An 18,160-nucleotide genomic window follows, 5' to 3' on the forward strand; every position below is an offset into this window, starting at 1 on the left:
TGATCGGTTTGCTGAAGACGGAACGCACGGGACCATCGCCGAGGACCCCTGTGTTCCTGCGCTGATGCGTGCCTGGAGAGCACCAATCAGCGCAGGACATTTCTTACCACGGTGGATTCAGGCTCAGTGGGCGATCACAGGCTCGCCCTCCGACGGCGCCAGAGCTGAATTCGGCATCAGGAACGCCGTGAGCACCGCACCGACCACGAAGATCCCGGCACCCCACGCCAGGGTGGCCGTGTAGCTCTCGACCCCGGCCTGGGCCACGGTCAGTGCGCCCGGCTTGTGCGAGGACAGGTAGTCGGTCGCGGCCGATGAGGCAACGGTGGTCAGCAGCGCCGTGCTGATCGAGCCGCCCACCTGCTGGCTGGTGTTGATCAGCGCCGAGGAGACGCCCGCGTCCTCGTGGTGCACGCCTGCGGTCGCACCCTGGAACGCGGTGGTCATCACCCCACCGATACCGAGACCCAGCAGGATCATGCCCGGCATGATGTCGGCGACGTAGGCACTGTCCAGCGTGAGCCGGGTCAGCAGGGCCATACCGGATGCGGAGACCAGGAAGCTGACGCTGACCACGACCTTCGGGCCGACCTTGGGCAGCAGCAGCGAAGGCACCGTGGTCGACGAGGCAACGATGCCGCCGACCATCGGCAGGAAGGACAGACCGGCCTCGATCGGCGAGTAGCCGATGCTGGCCTCCAGGTAATAGGTCAGGAACAGGAAGATCGAGAACATCCCCATGCCCAGGACGAACACGGCCAGGAACGAACCACCTCGGGTCCGGTCCAGCACGACTCGCAGTGGCAGCAGCGGATGCGCGACCCTGAGCTCCAGCCAGGCGAATACCGCGAGCAGCACCACGCCGCTGATCATGGAGCCGAGGGCGACCGGGTCGGTCCAACTGGTGGATTCGACGTGCGCGAACCCGTAGACGATGCCGAACAATGCGGCGCTCACCACGACGGTGCCAGGAATGTCGATTTTGGGTCGCTCGGTGACCACAGGCTTGGCCAGCAACAGCAACGCGCCGACCAGCGCGACGCCCGCGAAAATGACGTTCACGTACATCACCCAGCGCCACGACGCCCATTCGGTGAGCATGCCGCCGAGCAGGAGTCCGACCGCGGCGCCCGCACCGGACAACGCACTGAAGATGCCGAAGGCTTTCGGCCTTTCGGCCGGCTGGGTGAAGGTCACGCTGAGCAGTGAGAGCGCCGCGGGCGCGAGCAGCGCGGCGAAGAGGCCCTGGGCCACGCGTGCCGCGACGAGTATGTCGAAGCTGGCGGCCGCGCCGCCGACGACGGATGCGGCCGCGAAACCGATCAGGCCGGTCACGAAGGTCGTACGTCGGCCGAACAGGTCACCGAGTCGGCCCCCGAGCAGCAGCAGGCTGCCGAACGCCAAGGCGTACCCCGTGATGACCCACTGCCGACTGCCGTCACTGAAACCGAGGTCATGTTGCGCTTCGGGCAGTGCGATGTTCACGACGGTCGCATCGAGCGTGACCATGAGCTGTGCCACACCCAGCACGACGAGCACCCACCAGCGCACGGCATGTGAGCCGCGGCGGCCCGAGTCTGTTTTCCCGGAGGCGGGCGCCCCGCGGTCGTAGGTGGTACTCACTGTTCCCCTTAGTTGCTGGTCATCGGCCGACCACGGGCCGGAAACCGATCTGTTTCCGCTTAGGTAAACAGATCGGTTTCCATGGTGCAAGTACGGGTCGCTTCCTGCCCGGGAGCGACCCGACGAAGCCGAAGCCCGCGCAGGCCGGTGGCGCGCGACCGGTTGCTCGACGTTGCGGCACGGCCGTTCTGGTGAGCCGGCGGTCCATGGCGACACCCTCGACGCGTTCGGCTCGAGCCTGGCCGCTCCGACGCCCACGCCGACGACCGCGGAACCATCCGACGCGCCGCCGGCCGCACCCTGTGCGTGCCCCACCCCCGGCCATCGGACCCCGGAGTCGTCGTCCCGACCGGCGCCCACCACAGGGACCTCCCCCACCTGTGACATCAGTGATCTCAAAGCTCCGGAGGACACGAGCGCCGGTCGATTCGCCGCCGAGTCCTGGAACATGAAGGGAAGCCGCCTCGAACTGCGCGACCTCGTCTTCGGCGGCGCGGTGACCGTGGACACGGCCGCCGGGCCCAAGCGGTGCTCAAGTTCTCCGTGGTCACGATCCGCGACCTGAAGATGGCCGTACCCGTCGGCCCGCAGATCCAGCACATCGACGGAGCGCCCGGCTCGACGGCCACGCTGCGAGGCGACCGCATCACCATGTACGTCGAGAGCCCGACGGGCACCCTATCCGGCGTCGAAGGCGTCCCCCTCCCTTCAGTCCTCCGCCTCCACCTCGCGCCCGACATCGTCCCGGAGTGGCTCTACGACACGGTCGGAACTCGACCTCAAGCTCCAACTCGGCTTGGACGACGCGGACATCGACCAGGCCGGACGGACAGGCGGAGAGCTCGTCATCCCGGGGATCCACGGGTACGGAACGCCCCGGTGAAGCCGGGGCCCTGCCGGGCTTGCGCCTGGAAACCGATCGGTTTACCTTGATGGGAACCGATCGGTTTCTCATCCTGTGGAGAGAGTCATGACTGTTGTGAAGGGCGCGAACGTCTTCGTTACCGGCGGCAGCCGAGGCATCGGCAAGGCGCTGGTGGAGGAGTTGTACGCGCGCGGTGCCGGCAAGGTCTACGCCACGGCCCGCGACCCGCGCAGCGTGACGCACCCCGACGCCGTCCCGGTGGCGCTGGAGGTCACCGACCCGGCCTCCGTGGCGGCCGCCGCCGCGCAGGCGCAAGACGTGACAGTGCTGATCAACAATGCCGGTGCCGCGGTCGGCGCGTCCTTCCTCGACTCCCCGGTCGACGACGTACGCCGGGAGTTCGAGACCAATTTCTACGGCCCGCTCCTGGTCGCCCGGGCCTTCGTGCCGGTCATCGAGCGCAACGGCGGCGGCCACCTCCTCAACGTGCACTCCGTGCTCTCCTGGATCGCGCTCGGCGGCTCCTACAGCGCCTCCAAGGCCGCCCTGTGGTCGCAGACCAACTCCCTGCGCCTGGAGCTTCAGCCGCGTGGCATCGCCGTCACCGGACTGCACGTCGGCTACGTCGACACGGACCTGGCCGCGGACGTCGACGCACCCAAGTCCGACCCGCGTGACGTCGCCGCGCTCGCCCTCGACGGGGTCGAGACCGGCGCGTACGAGGTGCTCGCCGACGACATCTCGCGGCAGGTCAAGGCGGGCCTGGCCGGCGACCTGGCCGGCCTGTACCCCCAACTGGCGAAGTAACCCCCTTCACACCAAGGAGTCGGCGAGATGCCCAGCCACGAGTCACGTCCCACGATCCACATTCCGGGGACCACCAGCCACACCATCGCCCCGCGAGCGGGACTTGACGGCCGCGAGGGAACCCTGCGCTACCTCAAGGCGGGCATCGGCGCTCCCCTGGTCCTGCTGCACACCGTGCGCACCCAGGCCGAGCACTTCCGCCACCTCATCCCGCTGATCGCGGACCACTACACCGTGTACGCCCTCGACCTGCCGGGGATGGGCTACTCCGACATCGTGCCCGGCGCCTCGTACGACGAGTCGGCCATGCGCGCGGGCGTCAAACGGCTCCTCACCGAACTCGACCTGCACGACGTGACGCTGGTCGGGGAGTCCATGGGGGCGGTGCTCGCCCTGACCACCGCGGCCGATCTCCCGGAGCGGGTACGGCGCGTCGTCGCGGTCAACACGTACGACTTCCGCGGCGGGATCGCCCGGTCCAGCCTCCTCGCCCGCGTGGTGATCAGCGGTGTCCTCGCCCCGGGGGTGGGCCCGGTGATTGCCGGGGTGGAGCCCAAGCCCGCCCTCAGCAAGATCCTTCGGGGCGGCCTGGGCGACAAGAGCGCGCTGCGGGAGGACTACGTGGACGAACTCCTTCAGGTGGGCGCCCGCCACGGCTACCCGACCGTCGCGCGGGGCGTGTACCAGGCCCTGCCCAGCCTCATCGCGGCCCGCTCGCGCTACCCCGAGGTCAAGGCGCCCGTCCACCTCGTCTACGGCGAGAAGGACTGGTCCCGGCCCTCCGACCGGGAAGCCAACAAGCGGCTGCTGCCGGCCGCCGAGTTCACGCAGGTTCAGAAGGCCGGCCACTTCATCGCCCTGGAACGGCCCGACGTGCTGGCCGACCTGTTGAACGCGGCGGCCTGACTCCCGGGACCACTGGCCCAAGGAGCAAAGCGGTGCTCTTCGCCGCCACCGACGGCCCCTCGACCGACTGGATGGCCCGCCTGCGCGACGTCGACGAGAACGGCGTCTCCCGCAATGTGACCGACGGCATCGTGCGGGTACGGGCGACACCGGGTGAACTCGCCGCGCACGTTGTGGACCTGCGGTCGACCAGCATCGTCTTCCGGGCAGGGCACCGGATACGGGTCCAGGTCACCTCCAGCAACTTCCCCCGCTGCGACCGCAACCTCAACACGGGAGAACCCGAGCAGAGCGCGACCTCTGCCCGAGCAGCCCGACAGCAGGTCTTCCACGATCCCGTCCGGCCGTCCCGGATCGTTCTGCCCGTGGTGCCTCCGGCCTGAGCGGAAGTGGCGGGAGGGTCGGCCGATGCGTTGCGTCGGTGGGCAAAGGCGCCGAATCCCACCAGCGGACCTGCGTGCGCGATGATCGGCCTGCCGCTCGACTACGACCAGATCGACGAGCCCCTGAGCGCGAGTCAGTTGGCCGGGGCCGTGCCCAGCCCGCACGACCCGCGCTCCGTCCGCGCCCTCGAAGTGGCCCGGGAGGGCTGGACTTTGCGTGACGTGATCGCCCACGGCGTCATCGACTACCACCCGGTGGTGGCCGGCACCGCCGCCGACGTGGCCGACCATATGCAGCAGTGGTTCGAGGCCGGGGCCTGTGACGGCTTTTCGCTGGCCATCGACGGCTACCACGACGGCGTCGACGCCTTCGTCGACCAGGTCGTCCCTCTCCTGCAGGAACGCGGCCTGTTCCACCTCGACTACGAGGGCCCTACCCTGCGCGACCACCTCGGGGCCCGCGAGCAGTACGGGCTCGACCCGCGTTACACGGAACTGCCCCGGTCATGACCGCCACCCCGATATCCGACACCTCCGCCCGGCCCGCATTCCGCGACGCCATGGCAGCCGTCGCCTCCCCGGTCGCCGTGGTCACCGCTCTGGACGGCAGGCGCCCGCACGGCACCACGGTCAGCGCCTTCGCCTCTCTGTCCCTGACGCCCCCGATGGTGCTGGTGTAGTTGGACAACCTGTCGCAGCTGCTGGCGATCATCCGCCGTACCGGCCGCTTCGGTCTCAACGTCCTGGGCTCGCACCAGATCGACCTCGCCATGGTCTTTGCGCGCTCGGGCCAGGACAAGTTCCAAGGGATCCCCTGGTCGCCGAGCGAGGACCTGCCCCGTCTGCCCGGCTCGGCGGCATGGATCGCCGCTGAGGTCGACGCATACGTCCCGGGCGAGGACCACACGGTCCTGCTCGCCCGTGCCGTCGCCGCCGAAAGCGACGCGGGAAGCCCGGGCCCCCTCACCTACCACCGGCGCTCCTTCGGCACCCACACCGCCGGCCGCCTGACCTCACACCACGCGGCTCACCCGCGCTTCACGCGCGCCCCTCGGTACACCTGCCGAACGTATTTCCCGCTGGTCCGGCACCAGGACTGGCAGCAAGGACAGACTGACCATGAAGCTCTCCCTCGTCGAACTGGCCACCGTGGCTCCCGGCGGCGACAAGCCGCAGGCGCTGCAGGACGCCGTGAACGCCGCCCGCCAGGCGGAGGACCTCGGCTACCACCGCATCTGGTACGCCGAGCATCACGACGCCGCCAGCGCCGCCTGCTCGGCGCCGGAGATCCTCATCGCCCTGGCGGCCCGCACCACCTCACGTATCCGGGTGGGCTCCGGCGCGGTGCTGCTCAACCACTACAGCCCTTACAAGGTCGCCGAGACCTTCCTCCAGCTCGAAGCCCTCACCCCGGGCCGGATCGACCTCGGCCTCGGCCGCGCCACGGCCGGCCCCGTGGCCGACCTCGCCCTGCGCCGCGACCGCAACACCCCGCCTGCCGACGACTTCGAACTCCAAGTCCAAGAGGTACTCGCGCACTTCGACCGCCGCTTCCCGCCCGGTGATGTGTTCGCGGGACTGAACCCCGCCGCCGGCATCCCCTCCCGGCCCCAGGTGTGGCGCCCTGGTGGAGGGCGCCAACCGGCAGAAGACCCCCAACGAGCCGGCGCTCAACCTGCTGTTGGTCATGCTGACCTTCGTCTTCCTGGTCGCGGTCGTGACCCTCCAGCCGATGGCGATCTTCTCCAAGGACGCGATGGCCGCCGCGCCCGACACCGCGGCGCTCACCGCGGACGGCGTCACGGCCATTGTGCTGGTCTCACTGCTGGTCTGTCTGATCCCGACCACGATCGGCGCGCTGCTCTCGGCGATCGGCGTCGCCGGCATGGACCGGCTGGTGCAGCGCAACGTCCTCGCCATGTCCGGCCGGGCGGTCGAGGCCGCCGGTGACGTCAACACTCTGCTGCTCGACACGACCGGCACGATCACCTACGGCAACCGGCGGGCGAGCGCGTTCCTGCCCGTCGGCGAGGTACCAGTGGAACGGCTCGCGCGGGCCGCACTGTTCGCGTCCCTCGCCGACGAGACACCCGAGGGCCGCTCGATCATCGAATTCGCCTACACCGAACGCCAGTTGACGGAGCGGGTGGTGGACGGCGCCGAATGGGTGCCGTTCACCGCCACCACCCGGATGTCGGGGGTCGATCTGCCGGACAGCAGGCTGTTGCGCAAGGGGGCGGCCACCGCGGTCACCGCCTGGGCGCGCGAACAGGGCGGCGAGGCCCCGGCGGCCCTCGACGCCATCGTCGACCAGGTGTGATCATGGTCGTCCTGGTGGCCGTCTTCGTCGGCGGTCTGATGGTCGGCCGCACGCCCGAGTACCAGCGCAAGCGCATGGATTTTGCGCTGGGTCGTCGTGTACGCCCTGATCCCGCCCGCGGTGATCCTGGCGTGCACCGGCATCGCGCTCGCCTTCGGCGACGGGCAGTCCTCGATGGGCAACCCGGGGGCGCACGGCCTGACCGAGCTGATCTACGCCTGCACCAGCAACACCAACAGCAACGGCAGCGCGATGGCGGGCTTCAACGGCGCCACCGACTTCCACAGCCTGCTGACCTGCCGATGGTCTGCGTCCTGGCCCTGGCCGGGCCGCCTCGCCAGGCAGCAGCCGGGCGTCGTCACGGTCGGCACGCTACGGGCCCAGGGCGTCAACTTCGTCGTCCTGGCCACGGCAGCGGCCGTCGTCCTGGCACTGCTCAACTTCCTTCCGGCGCTGTCTCTCGGCACCATCGCCGACGGGCTGCTGTAGGCCGGGGGGGATCTTCAGAGACTCAGCCGGTACGGCACCACGCACACGACGACATCGAAGGACTCGACCTCCGGGATGAGGAGGGCGATCTGCCGTCCCTCCTCCGCCGCCCGCTGGACATGGTCGACGATCGGCTGGACGAGCGAGCGCTGCGGGCTGTCGATGACGTCGAGCCGTACGCCGGATCCCAGCGGTCCCAGTTCTCCTCCAGCCCACGGACCTTAACCGGATCGCTATGGACGGCGACCTCGACGACCTCGTGGCCGAGGGCGCGGACGTAGATGCCGGATCATTGCCGAGTCGGCTGAACGCCGGATGCGACCGGGAGGCCGAGGACCATGGTGAGCCCGCCGCCCGGGGTGTCCTCGGCGTCGAGGGTGCCGCCCATGGCCTCGGCGAAGCCCCGCGCCACCGCCAGACCCAGTCCGACCCCGGCACCGCGGGGTGCGTCCCCGTAGCGCTGGAACGGTTCGAAGATGAGCCCCTTGGCCTCGTCGGGGACGCCTGGACCACGGTCCACCACGCGCACCTCGACCCGGTCGGCGAGGGAACTGGCGGACACCAGAACGGGCGCGCCCGGCGGGCCGTACTTCACAGCGTTCTCCACCAGGTTGGCCACGGACCGCTCCAGGAGCCCCGCGTCGACGGAGACCATCGGCAGGGTCTCGGGGATGTCCAGCTCCACGCTGCCCTCCGGGACCCCGCCGAGTGCCATCGGCACCACCTCGTCCAGGTCCATCTCCCGGACGATCGGCGTGACCGTGCCGGTCTGGAGACGTGACATGTCGAGGAGATTGCCCACGAGGTGGTCGAGGCGGTCGGCACCCTCCTCGATGCCTTCCAGCAGCTCGGCCTGGTCCTCCTCCGACCAGGCCACGTCGTCGGAGCGCAGCGAGGAGACCGCCGCCTTGATGCCAGCCAAGGGTGTACGAAGGTCGTGGCTGACGGCGGCCAGCAGGGCCGTGCGGATGCGGTTGCCTTCGGCGAGCGCGCGGGACTGGTCGGCCTGGGACTTCAGCCGCTGCCGGTCCAGTACGACGACGGCCTGGGCGGCGAAGGCCGCCAGCACCCGCCGGTCGGCGGCCGGCAGCACCCGGCCCGTCAGCGCGAGCGCCGTGTGGTCGCCCACGGGCATGTCGACGTCCGCGTCCTCCGGCCGCTCCACGGGCCGTCCCGTACCCGCGCGCCCCGCGCACGTCCACGGCGCCACGTCGCTCTCCCGCTCCAGCAGGGCCACCGACTCCATGCCGAAGGTCTCCCGGACACGTTCGAGGAGTGCCTCCAGGCTGGTCTCGCCGCGCAGCACGTTGCCGGCGAGGAAGGAGAGGATCTCCGACTCGGCACGCAGCCGGGCCGCCTGATGCGTGCGCCGGGCCGCCAGGTCCACCACCGAGGCCACCGACACGGCCACGCCGACGAAGATGGCGATGGCGACGATGTTCTTGGGGTCGGCGATCGTCAGGGTGTGGACGGGCGGGGTGAAGTACCAGTTCAGCAGCAGGGAACCCACCACCGCCGAGGCCAGTGCCGGGTACAGACCCCCCAGCAGAGCCGCGGCCACCGTCAGCGTGAGGAACAGCAGCATGTCGTTGGCCAGGCCGACCTCGGGCGTGACGCTGGTGAGCAGCAGCGTCAGGAGGGCTGGGCCGGCCACACCGACCAGCCAGCCCCAGACGACCCGGGACCGGCCGAGCCGCGCGCCACGGGCCACCGGCAGCCCGCGCCCCTTGCCCGCCTCGTCGTGGGTGATCAGGTGGACGTCCAGGTCGGGGCCCGACTCCCGGGCGACCGTGGCACCGACACCCGGCCCGAAGACGTACTGCCATCCCTTGCGACGGGACACGCCAAGGACGATCTGGGTGGCGTTCACCCCGCGGGCGAAGTCCAGGATCGCGACCGAGACGTCCTCGCCGACGACGTGGTGGAAGGTGCCGCCCAAGTCCTCGACAAGGGTCCGCTGGATCGCCAGTTCCTTGGGCGAGGCGGAGGTCAGGCCGTCGCTGCGGGAGATGTAGACGGCCAGGACCTCGCCGCCGGCGCCCTTCTCCGCGAGCCGGGCCGCCCGGCGGATCAGCGTGCGCCCCTCCGGACCGCCGGTCAGCCCGACCACGATCCGCTCACGTGAGCCCCAGATCGCCGACACCTGGTGTTCGCTGCGGTACTCGGTGAGATACGCGTCGACCCGGTCGGCCACCCACAGCAGCGCCAACTCCCGCAGAGCGGTCAGGTTGCCGGGCCGGAAGTAGTTGGACAGAGCCGCGTCGACCTTGTCCGGCTTGTAGACGTTTCCGTGCGCCATACGCCGACGCAGCGCCTGCGGCGACATGTCGACCAGCTCGATCTGGTCCGCCCGCCGCACCACCTCGTCCGGCACGGTCTCCTGCTGCCGTACCCCCGTGATGGACTCGACGATGTCGCCCAGCGACTCCAGGTGCTGGATGTTGACCGTCGAGACCACGTCGATCCCGGCGGCCAGCAGCTCCTCCACGTCCTGCCAGCGCTTGGTGTTGCGGGAGCCGGGGATGTTGGTGTGGGCGAGTTCGTCGACCAGGGCCACCTGCGGTCGCCGGGCGAGCACCGCGTCCACGTCCATCTCGGTGAACGTGCCGCCGCGGTACTCCAACTCCTTGCGCGGGATCTGCTCCAGGCCGTGCAGCATCACCTCGGTGCGCGGCCGGTGGTGGTGCTCGACGAAGGCGACCACGCAGTCGGTGCCGCGTTCGACACGGCGGTGCGCCTCGGAGAGCATCGCGTACGTCTTGCCGACGCCCGGTGCCGCACCGAGGTATATCCGAAGCTTGCCGCGTGCCATGGTCTCGTCTCTTCGTCTCGGCGGTCGGGGTGCGGGGCGGGCGGGACGGCGTTCAGCACGCGAAGCGGTAGCCCATGCCGGGCTCGGTGATGAGGTAGCGGGGGTGGGCGGGATCCGCTTCCAGCTTGCGGCGCAGCTGGGCCATGTAGACGCGCAGGTAGTTGGTCTTGTTGCTCTGCGAGACCCCCCAGACCTCCTGGAGCAGGTGCTTCTGGGTGATCAGCCGGCCCGGGTTGGTGATCAGTATTTCGAGCAGGTGCCATTCGGTCGGGGTGAGGCGGATGTCGCGTCCGTCCCGTACGGCCTTCTTGGCCAGCAGGTCGATGGTGAAGTCGTCGGTCTCGACGAGCGTCGCCCCCTGTGCGAGCGGTACGTCCTCGGTGCGGCGGACGGCGGCCCGCAGCCGGGCGAGCAGTTCGTCCATGCTGAACGGCTTGGTGACGTAGTCGTCGGCGCCGGCGTCGAGCGCGGCGACCTTCTCCTCGGACGCCTGACGCGCGGACAGCACGAGGATCGGCACCCGCGTCCAGCCCCGCAGCCCCTTGATGACGTCGACGCCGTCCATGTCGGGCAGCCCGAGGTCGAGCAGGACCACGTCGGGCTGACAGGCGGCGGCGAGCCGCAGCGCGGTGGCGCCGTCGGGGGCCGCGTCGACCCCGTACCGGCGTGCCTGGAGATTGATGATGAGAGCCCGGACGAGCTGAGGATCGTCCTCCACCACCAGCACACGGGTCATGGGCGTGCGCCTTTCCTGTCGTACGTCGTCGGGCCGTACCGGCTTCATGGCGGCGGGAGTCGGCGGACCCGGATCGCTCCCGGACCGCCAACTCCCCTGTGGGTCGCGCAACGCCGTCAGCTCTTGGCCAGGAGTTCCTTGAGCGCGATGTTGAGTTCCAGGACGTTGACGCGGGGTCCGCCGATGAAGCCGAGGGTGCGGCCGTCGGTGTGCTCGTCGACCAGCTTCTGGACCTGAGCGACGGACAGGCCGTTCTTCTCCGCGACGCGGTGGACCTGGATGTCCGCGTAGTCCGGGGAGATGTCCGGGTCGAGGCCGGAGCCGGAGGAGGTGACCGCGTCGGCGGGGACGTCGGAGGGCTTGACCGTGTAGCCGCCGACCGAGTTGTCCTTGACGACGGCGGCCTTGGCGGCGGTCACCCAATCGATCAGGTCCTTGTTGTCGGCGGACCGGTTGGTGGCGCCGGACAGGATCAGCTTGTACTGGGTGTTGACGCTGTTGCTGCCGAGGCCGTTGGCCGGGCGGCCCTGGAACCACTTCAGGTCGGGCTCCGGGGTCTCCTGGCCCTTCCTCAGCGGCAGGTTGTACGACTGTCCGATGAGGGAGGAGCCGACGACCTTGCCGTCCGCCTTGATCTCGGAGCCGTTGGCCTGGTCGCTGAACAGTCCCTGGGCGATGCCGGTGACGAGCAGCGGGTAGATGACGCCGGTCACCAGGGTCAGCACGAGGAGGGCGCGCAGGCCCGCCCCGAGCAAACGGGCGGTGTTGGTTACGGAGTTGTTCATGGCGGTCAGCCGATCCCGGGGATGAGGGAGATGAGCAGGTCGATGAGCTTGATGCCGATGAAGGGGGCGATCAGGCCGCCGATGCCGTAGATCGTCAGGTTGCGCCGCAGCATCCGGTCGGCGCTGACCGGCCGGTACCGCACCCCCTTCAGCGACAGCGGCACCAGCGCGATGATGATCAGCGCGTTGAAGATGACCGCGGACAGGATCGCGGAATCCGGCGAGGACAGGCCCATGATGTTGAGCTTGTCCAGGCCCGGGTAGACGGCCGCGAACAGCGCCGGGATGATCGCGAAGTACTTCGCGACGTCGTTGGCGATGGAGAACGTCGTGAGCGCGCCCCGGGTGATGAGGAGCTGCTTGCCGATCTCGACGATCTCGATGAGCTTGGTCGGGTTCGAGTCGAGGTCGACCATGTTGCCGGCCTCCTTCGCGGCCGACGTTCCCGTGTTCATCGCGACACCGACGTCCGCCTGGGCGAGGGCCGGGGCGTCGTTGGTGCCGTCACCGGTCATCGCGACGAGCTTGCCGCCCGCCTGCTCCCGCTTGATCAGGGCCATCTTGTCCTCGGGGGTGGCCTCGGCGAGGAAGTCGTCGACGCCGGCCTCCTCGGCGATCGCCCTGGCCGTCAGCGGGTTGTCACCCGTGATCATGACGGTCTTGATGCCCATCCGGCGCAGCTCGTCGAACCGCTCGCGCATGCCGTCCTTGACGACGTCCTTGAGGTGGATGACACCCAACACCCGTGCGCCTTCGGTGTCCTCGACTGCCACGAGCAGCGGTGTACCGCCCGCCTCGGAGATCCGGTCGGTGAGCGCGCCGACGTCCTCGGCGACCTCGCCGCCCCGCTCCCGGACCCAGGCGACGACCGATCCGGCCGCGCCCTTGCGGATCTTCCTGCCGTCGACGTCCACGCCCGACATGCGGGTCTGGGCGGTGAAGGCGATCCACTCGGCGCCGGCGAGCTCGCCCTGGTGACGCTCGCGCAGCCCGTACCTCTCCTTCGCGAGTACGACGATGGAGCGGCCCTCGGGCGTCTCGTCGGCCAGTGAGGAGAGCTGAGCGGCGTCGGCGACCTCGGCCTCCGTAGTGCCGCGCACCGGCACGAACTCCGCAGCCTGGCGGTTGCCGAGGGTGATGGTGCCGGTCTTGTCCAGCAGCAGGGTGGAGACGTCACCGGCGGCCTCGACGGCCCGGCCGGACATCGCCAGGACGTTGCGCTGCACCAGCCGGTCCATGCCCGCGATACCGATCGCGGAGAGCAGGGCGCCGATCGTGGTCGGGATGAGACAGACCAGCAGCGCCACCAGCACGACCATCGTGAGGTGGGTGCCCGCGTAGTCCGCGAACGGCGGCAGGGTCGCCACCGCCAGCAGGAACACGATCGTGAGCGAGGCCAGCAGGATGTTCAGGGCGATCTCGTTCGGCGTCTTCTGCCGGGCCGCGCCCTCGACCAGGTTGATCATCCGGTCGATGAAGGTCTCGCCCGGCTTCGTCGTGATCTTGATGACGATCCGGTCGGAGAGGACCTTCGTGCCGCCGGTGACCGCGCTTCGGTCGCCGCCGGACTCACGGATGACGGGCGCGGACTCGCCGGTGATGGCGGACTCGTCGACTGACGCGACGCCCTCGACGACGTCACCGTCGCCGGGGATGATGTCGCCGGCCTCGCAGACCACCAGGTCGCCGATCCGCAACTCCGTGCCGGGCACCCGCTCTTCGGACTCCCCCACGAGCCGGCGCGCCACGGTGTCGGTCTTGGCCTTGCGCAGGGTGTCGGCCTGCGCCTTGCCCCGGCCCTCGGCGACGGCCTCGGCGAGGTTGGCGAAGACGACCGTCAGCCACAGCCAGGCGCTGATCGTCCAGCCGAACCAGTCGCCCGGGTCCTTGAAGGAGAACACGGTGGTGAGCACGGAGCCGATCCACACCACGAACATCACGGGCGACTTGACCATCACCCGCGGGTCGAGCTTACGGAAGGCGTCCGGCAGCGACTTCAGCAGCTGCTTGGGATCGAAGAGGCCCGCGCCGACACGGCTCTCCTTGTGACCGGTCGGGACGTCCTGGTGGGGAGCCCGGGTCGGGGTGGCTGTGGACATCGAGTCCTCTTGCTTCGTTACGTCGGTTGTCATGACGCCAGCCCCTCGGCCAGCGGACCCAGCGCCAGGGCCGGGAAGTAGGTCAGACCGGTGATGATCAGGATCGCGCCCACCAGAAGACCCGTGAACAGCGGCTTCTCGGTGCGCAGGGTGCCCGCGGTCGCCGGCACCGGCTTCTGCTCGGCGAGCGAACCGGCCAGCGCCAGGACGAACACCATCGGCAGGAAACGGCCCAGCAGCATCGCCAGGCCCAGGGTGCTGTTGAACCACTGGGTGTCCGCGTTCAGCCCGGCGAAGGCCGAACCGTTGTTGTTCGCGGCCGAGCTGTAGGCGTAGAGGATCTCGGAGAACCCGTGCGCGCCGCTGTTGGTCATCGAGTTGCCCGGGGTGGGCAGGGCCATCGCCGCGGCGGTGAAGATCAGCACCAGCGCCGGGGTGATGAGGATGTAGCAGGCCGCGAACTTGATCTCACGGGTGCCGATCTTCTTCCCCAGGTACTCGGGGGTGCGGCCCACCATCAGGCCGGCGATGAACACCGCGATGATCGCCATGATCAGCATGCCGTACAGGCCGGAACCGGTACCACCGGGCGCGATCTCGCCCAGCTGCATGCCCAGCATCGTGATGCCGCCGCCCAGACCGGTGAAGGACGAGTGGAAGGAGTCCACCGCACCCGTCGAGGTCAGCGTGGTCGACACCGCGAAGATCGACGAGGCGCCGACCCCGATGCGCTGCTCCTTGCCCTCCATCGCGCCGCCCGCGATGTCGAACGCCGGGCCGTGGTGCGCGAACTCGGTCCACATCATCAGCGCGATGAAACCGACCCAGATCGTGCCCATCGTCGCCAGGATCGCGTAGCCCTGCCTGACGGAGCCGACCATGATGCCGAACGTGCGGGTCAGCGCGAACGGGATGAGCAGGATCAGGAAGATCTCGAAGAGGTTCGTGAACGGGGTCGGGTTCTCGAACGGGTGGGCGCTGTTGGCGTTGAAGTAGCCGCCGCCGTTCGTCCCCAGCTCCTTGATGGCCTCCTGCGAGGCGACCGCACCGCCGTTCCAGTCCTGATTGCCGCCCATGAACTGGCCGACCTCGTGAATGCCGGAGAAGTTCTGGATGGCACCGCACGCGACCAGCACGATCGCGCCGATCACCGCTATCGGGACCAGGATCCGGACGGTCCCGCGCACCAGGTCCGACCAGAAGTTGCCCAGCTCACCGGTACGGGACCGGGCGAAGCCGCGCACCAGCGCCACCGCGACGGCGATACCGACAGCGGCGGAGACGAAGTTCTGCACCGCGAGACCGGCCGTCTGCACGACGTGGCCCATGGCCTGCTCGCCGTAGTACGACTGCCAGTTCGTGTTCGACACGAACGACGCGGCGGTGTTGAACGCCTGGTCCGGGTCGATCGCGGCGAAGCCCAGCGAGCCGGGCAGATGGCCCTGGAGCCGCTGGAGCAGGTAGAGGAACAGCACGCCGACCGCCGAGAACGCGAGGACGCCGCGCAGGTACGCGGGCCAGCGCATCTCGGTGTCCGGGTTGGCGCCGATGCCCTTGTAGATCCACTTCTCGACACGCCAGTGCTTGTCGGAGGAGTAGACCCTGGCCATGTAGTTGCCGAGCGGGACGTAGGCGAGCCCCAGCGCCGCTATCAGAGCGAGCAGTTGGAGGATGCCGGCGAGGACAGGACTCATGTCGCTTCTCAGAACCTCTCCGGGAAGATCAGGGCGAGGACGAGATAACCCAGCAGGGCGACGGCCACGACGAGGCCGACGATGTTCTCGGCAGTCACAGCTTGGTCACCCCCTTGGCGACAAGGGCCACCAGCGCGAACACCGCGACCGTGGTGACGACGAAGGCCAGGTCGGCCATCGCGAGCTCCTAGAAGAGGTTCGGATCGAACGGACGGTTAGAGGAAACCGCCTCCCTGGCCGGTTTCGGTCGCCGTTGACACCTCCCTTACGGCAACGGGTCCGGCTTTGACGGAACTCATACGGCAGCCCCCTCCATCTGCGGGACGAATCCCCCTTCCGCTTGAACACGCCGACGGCCCGCCCCGCGAGGGACGGGCCGTCGTGAGACGTCAGGTGCTGAGAAACGCGGAGACGCCGAGATCAAACTGCACGCGGTGTACGGCACGGTGGTGTTCCTGCTGGAGAGCGTGGTGTTCTCCCTCATCGGTCTGGCCCTGCCCGCCCAGGTCCGCGCCCTCTCCGACGGCGACCGCGCCTGGCCGCTGTACGCGCTCGCCGTCGCCGCCACCCTGATCGCCATGCGCCTGCTGTGGCTGGCGCCGCTGTCGGCGGTGGCCCAGCGCAAGGGCGGCATCCAGCGGATGAACTGGCGGGTGCCGGTGGTCCTGACCTGGGCCGGCACCCGAGGGGTCGTCCCGCTGGCGGCGGCCCTGTCGATCCCGGTGACCACTCAGGCCGGGACCCCGCTCACGGAGCGCCCTCTGGTCCTCGTCCTGACCACGTCGGTCGTGGTCACCACTCTCGTCGTCCAGGGCTTCACCCTGGCACCCGTCGTCCGTCGCTCCGGCATCGCCCTGGAGCCCGATCACACGGATCGCGAGGAGGCCGAGGCCCGGTGCGGCCTCGCGAACGCCGGTCTGAGTCGGCTGGAGGAGATCGCGGACCTGGAGGCCGTACCGGAGGTCGTCCTCGACCGGCTCCGCCGCAGTCTCACAGCGAGGGTCGACGACGCCCGCGACCGCCTCGCGCAGGCCGCCGGCGCCGGCCCGTCGGCCGAGTCCGCCGACCTCACCTACCGCCAGCTGCGCCGCGACCTGATCACGGTCGAGGCAGCCGAACTCCAGCGCCTGTACGACGAGCACCGCATCAGCGACACCACGCGGCGCCGGCTGCAACGCTCGCTGGACCTGGAGGAGGCCAGGCTCGCGGACGCGTGAGCGGGCGTCGGGTCAGCGGAACTCGGCCAGCCGCGGCCTCAGCCCGACGGCGGTGAGCGCGGCCGTCGCGAGGAGAAGGCGTCGCGGCGGGCCCCGCGCAGGTGCTCGGCGGAAGCGGACAGCAGTTGTGTGCCGAGGACGACGGCGAGCAGGGCGAAGGCGGTGGCGGCGAGCAGGGCGGGGTTGAGGATCCGGTGGAAGCGGCGGGCCAGGTACCACTGGAGGACACCGAGCGCGGCGAGCAGCAGCGCACCGATCGCGAGCGCTGCCGTGAGCTGGGCGGAGAGCGTGGAACGGGCCCGAACGCCTGGTCATTGGAGGACACCAACTGCCGTGCATCCGGAAGGAGTCGGTGCTGAAGCAGGTCCGTGGCCGTGCGGTAGTCGGCCAGCGCGGCCTGCTTGCCGCCGGTGCGGTCGTCGTTCTCCAGGGCGCAGCCGATGAGTTCCTGGTACGCGGCGAAGTCGTCGGTGAGGGACTCCACCGTCCGCTCGTCGGCCCCGTCGCCCTGCGCGGCGACGGCGAGGATGCGCAGGTCGTGGCTGATCTCGCGGCGGGCGTCGCCGCAGAAGCCGACGGCCTTCTCGTACGGGGTCTTCAGCCGCCCCTCACCCCCGTCGCCGCTGGACAGCAGGAGGTTGGCGGCCTGGGCGTCCATGTCGTTGAGGGCGAGGTTGAGGTCGGCGGCGCTGGTGGTGCGGGGTGCGTCGCGTCCCGCGACGGCGTCCCAGGTACCCATGGCCGCGAGCCCGGCCAGCAGGAGCAGCGCGGCGAGAGCGGCGGCGAGCGAGACCGTGGCCGCGTGCAGGATGCGCAGCCGCGCGGGCACGGTGGCCCAGAAGCGGCGGCGCAGAGCGGCCCGCGCGGCCACGGTCCGCCGGCGGAGGCGGAGGCCCGAAGCGCCCGGCCGCGGCCCCCCTCCGGGCCGCGGACCGGGCCGTTCTCCGGGCGGGACGACCGATTCGTGTGGTGCCCGTGCGCCGGTCCCGGCCTCCGCCTCAGGACTGCGCGTGGTTCTGGCCGTGAGCGTCACGAGCCCTCCAACCTCACGACACGGACGGTCGTCCGCGTCCCCCGTGCCGCTCAGTCTGCGACCGGTCTCGGCCAGGGAGGCCGCGCGTTGATGCGCTCCTGACGCTTTCTCAGGTGACCTTGACGGGAGCTTGACGGCGTCGCCCGGACGGCCGTCAGGGAGGCGCAAATTCCGTGCCGGAAGAGGCGGTTCGGGTGTCCGGCCCGGCTAGGTTTCTCCGGGCACGCGACGGCGTCTCGTCGTCCTCGCCGCCGTCGTCGTTGCGGCGCAGTCCTGGGGGGGGGGGGGGTTGGGGGAGGAGGGAACGGCGGCTAGCAAACAAGCGGTTCGGCCAGACAGTCACAAGAAGTGTCCTGTCAGAAGTCGTCCCGTCCTCCCCCCAAGAATCAAA

13 protein-coding genes and 4 pseudogenes are annotated in these 18,160 nt (G+C 69.8%); 9 read left to right on the top strand and 8 right to left on the bottom strand.

The annotated features are described in order from the left end of the window. Positions 1-123: 123 nt before the first annotated feature. On the bottom strand, positions 124-1,623 hold the full coding sequence (locus ACZ6D7_RS44370) for an MFS transporter (protein ID WP_469503877.1): 1,500 nt from the start codon (positions 1,621-1,623) through the stop codon (positions 124-126). Between the two features lie 970 nt (positions 1,624-2,593). Between ACZ6D7_RS44370 and ACZ6D7_RS44375 the strand changes: the two genes are divergently transcribed. The 8 genes and pseudogenes from ACZ6D7_RS44375 (at position 2,594) to ACZ6D7_RS44410 (ending at position 7,393) form a co-directional block, all read left to right on the top strand. Beyond that, on the top strand, positions 2,594-3,295 hold the full coding sequence (locus ACZ6D7_RS44375; protein WP_469503880.1) for an SDR family oxidoreductase: 702 nt from the start codon (positions 2,594-2,596) through the stop codon (positions 3,293-3,295). Positions 3,296-3,322: 27 nt separating this feature from the next. Beyond that, positions 3,323-4,201: an alpha/beta fold hydrolase gene (locus ACZ6D7_RS44380; protein WP_469503883.1), complete on the top strand. Its 879-nt coding sequence runs from the start codon at positions 3,323-3,325 to the stop codon at positions 4,199-4,201. Between the two features lie 32 nt (positions 4,202-4,233). Beyond that, the gene (locus ACZ6D7_RS44385) at positions 4,234-4,584 is read left to right on the top strand and encodes a CocE/NonD family hydrolase (RefSeq protein WP_469503885.1); all 351 of its coding nucleotides are present in this window, start codon (positions 4,234-4,236) and stop codon (positions 4,582-4,584) included. 81 nt (positions 4,585-4,665) lie between these two features. Continuing rightward, the gene (locus ACZ6D7_RS44390) at positions 4,666-5,094 is read left to right on the top strand and encodes a hypothetical protein (protein ID WP_469503887.1); all 429 of its coding nucleotides are present in this window, start codon (positions 4,666-4,668) and stop codon (positions 5,092-5,094) included. Between the two features lie 50 nt (positions 5,095-5,144). Then, positions 5,145-5,561: pseudogene (locus ACZ6D7_RS44395) on the top strand (flavin reductase family protein); the annotation flags it as partial. Positions 5,562-5,703: 142 nt separating this feature from the next. Further along, positions 5,704-6,183, top strand: a pseudogene (locus tag ACZ6D7_RS44400) (MsnO8 family LLM class oxidoreductase); the annotation flags it as partial. Positions 6,184-6,205: 22 nt separating this feature from the next. Beyond that, positions 6,206-6,901: pseudogene (locus tag ACZ6D7_RS44405) on the top strand (potassium-transporting ATPase subunit B); the annotation flags it as partial. A 99-nt stretch (positions 6,902-7,000) separates the two neighbouring features. After that, complete coding sequence (locus ACZ6D7_RS44410; protein WP_469503890.1) at positions 7,001-7,393, top strand: potassium-transporting ATPase subunit KdpA; 393 nt, start codon at positions 7,001-7,003, stop codon at positions 7,391-7,393. A 289-nt stretch (positions 7,394-7,682) separates the two neighbouring features. On the opposite strand, the gene ACZ6D7_RS44415 is transcribed toward ACZ6D7_RS44410, so the two are convergent. The 6 genes from ACZ6D7_RS44415 to kdpF form a co-directional block, all read right to left on the bottom strand. After that, the gene (locus ACZ6D7_RS44415) at positions 7,683-10,205 is read right to left on the bottom strand and encodes a DUF4118 domain-containing protein (protein ID WP_469503893.1); all 2,523 of its coding nucleotides are present in this window, start codon (positions 10,203-10,205) and stop codon (positions 7,683-7,685) included. A gap of 52 nt (positions 10,206-10,257) precedes the next feature. Further along, entirely contained in the window at positions 10,258-10,941 is a 684-nt protein-coding gene (locus ACZ6D7_RS44420) for a response regulator (RefSeq protein ID WP_469503896.1), read from the bottom strand. A 116-nt stretch (positions 10,942-11,057) separates the two neighbouring features. Next, positions 11,058-11,726 (bottom strand): potassium-transporting ATPase subunit C, encoded by a 669-nt coding sequence (locus ACZ6D7_RS44425; RefSeq protein WP_469503899.1) that lies wholly within the window; start codon positions 11,724-11,726, stop codon positions 11,058-11,060. Between the two features lie 5 nt (positions 11,727-11,731). Then, on the bottom strand, positions 11,732-13,858 hold the full coding sequence (gene kdpB / locus ACZ6D7_RS44430; RefSeq protein ID WP_469503902.1) for a potassium-transporting ATPase subunit KdpB: 2,127 nt from the start codon (positions 13,856-13,858) through the stop codon (positions 11,732-11,734). Further along, positions 13,855-15,519: a potassium-transporting ATPase subunit KdpA gene (kdpA, locus tag ACZ6D7_RS44435; RefSeq protein ID WP_469503905.1), complete on the bottom strand. Its 1,665-nt coding sequence runs from the start codon at positions 15,517-15,519 to the stop codon at positions 13,855-13,857. The genes kdpB and kdpA overlap by 4 nt, the downstream gene beginning before the upstream one ends. Before the next feature lie 8 nt (positions 15,520-15,527). Beyond that, the gene (gene kdpF, locus ACZ6D7_RS44440; RefSeq protein ID WP_016434100.1) at positions 15,528-15,617 is read right to left on the bottom strand and encodes a K(+)-transporting ATPase subunit F; all 90 of its coding nucleotides are present in this window, start codon (positions 15,615-15,617) and stop codon (positions 15,528-15,530) included. A gap of 321 nt (positions 15,618-15,938) precedes the next feature. Between kdpF and ACZ6D7_RS44445 the strand changes: the two are divergent. Beyond that, positions 15,939-16,736: pseudogene (locus ACZ6D7_RS44445) on the top strand (cation:proton antiporter domain-containing protein); the annotation flags it as partial. Here ACZ6D7_RS44445 and ACZ6D7_RS44450 read toward each other — a convergent pair. Further along, positions 16,666-17,607, bottom strand: coding sequence for a hypothetical protein (locus ACZ6D7_RS44450; protein ID WP_469503907.1), 942 nt, complete (start codon positions 17,605-17,607; stop codon positions 16,666-16,668). The pseudogene ACZ6D7_RS44445 and the gene ACZ6D7_RS44450 overlap by 71 nt on opposite strands. Positions 17,608-18,160: the final 553 nt, after the last annotated feature.

This window comes from Streptomyces sp. NPDC041784 (genome assembly GCF_055591025.1).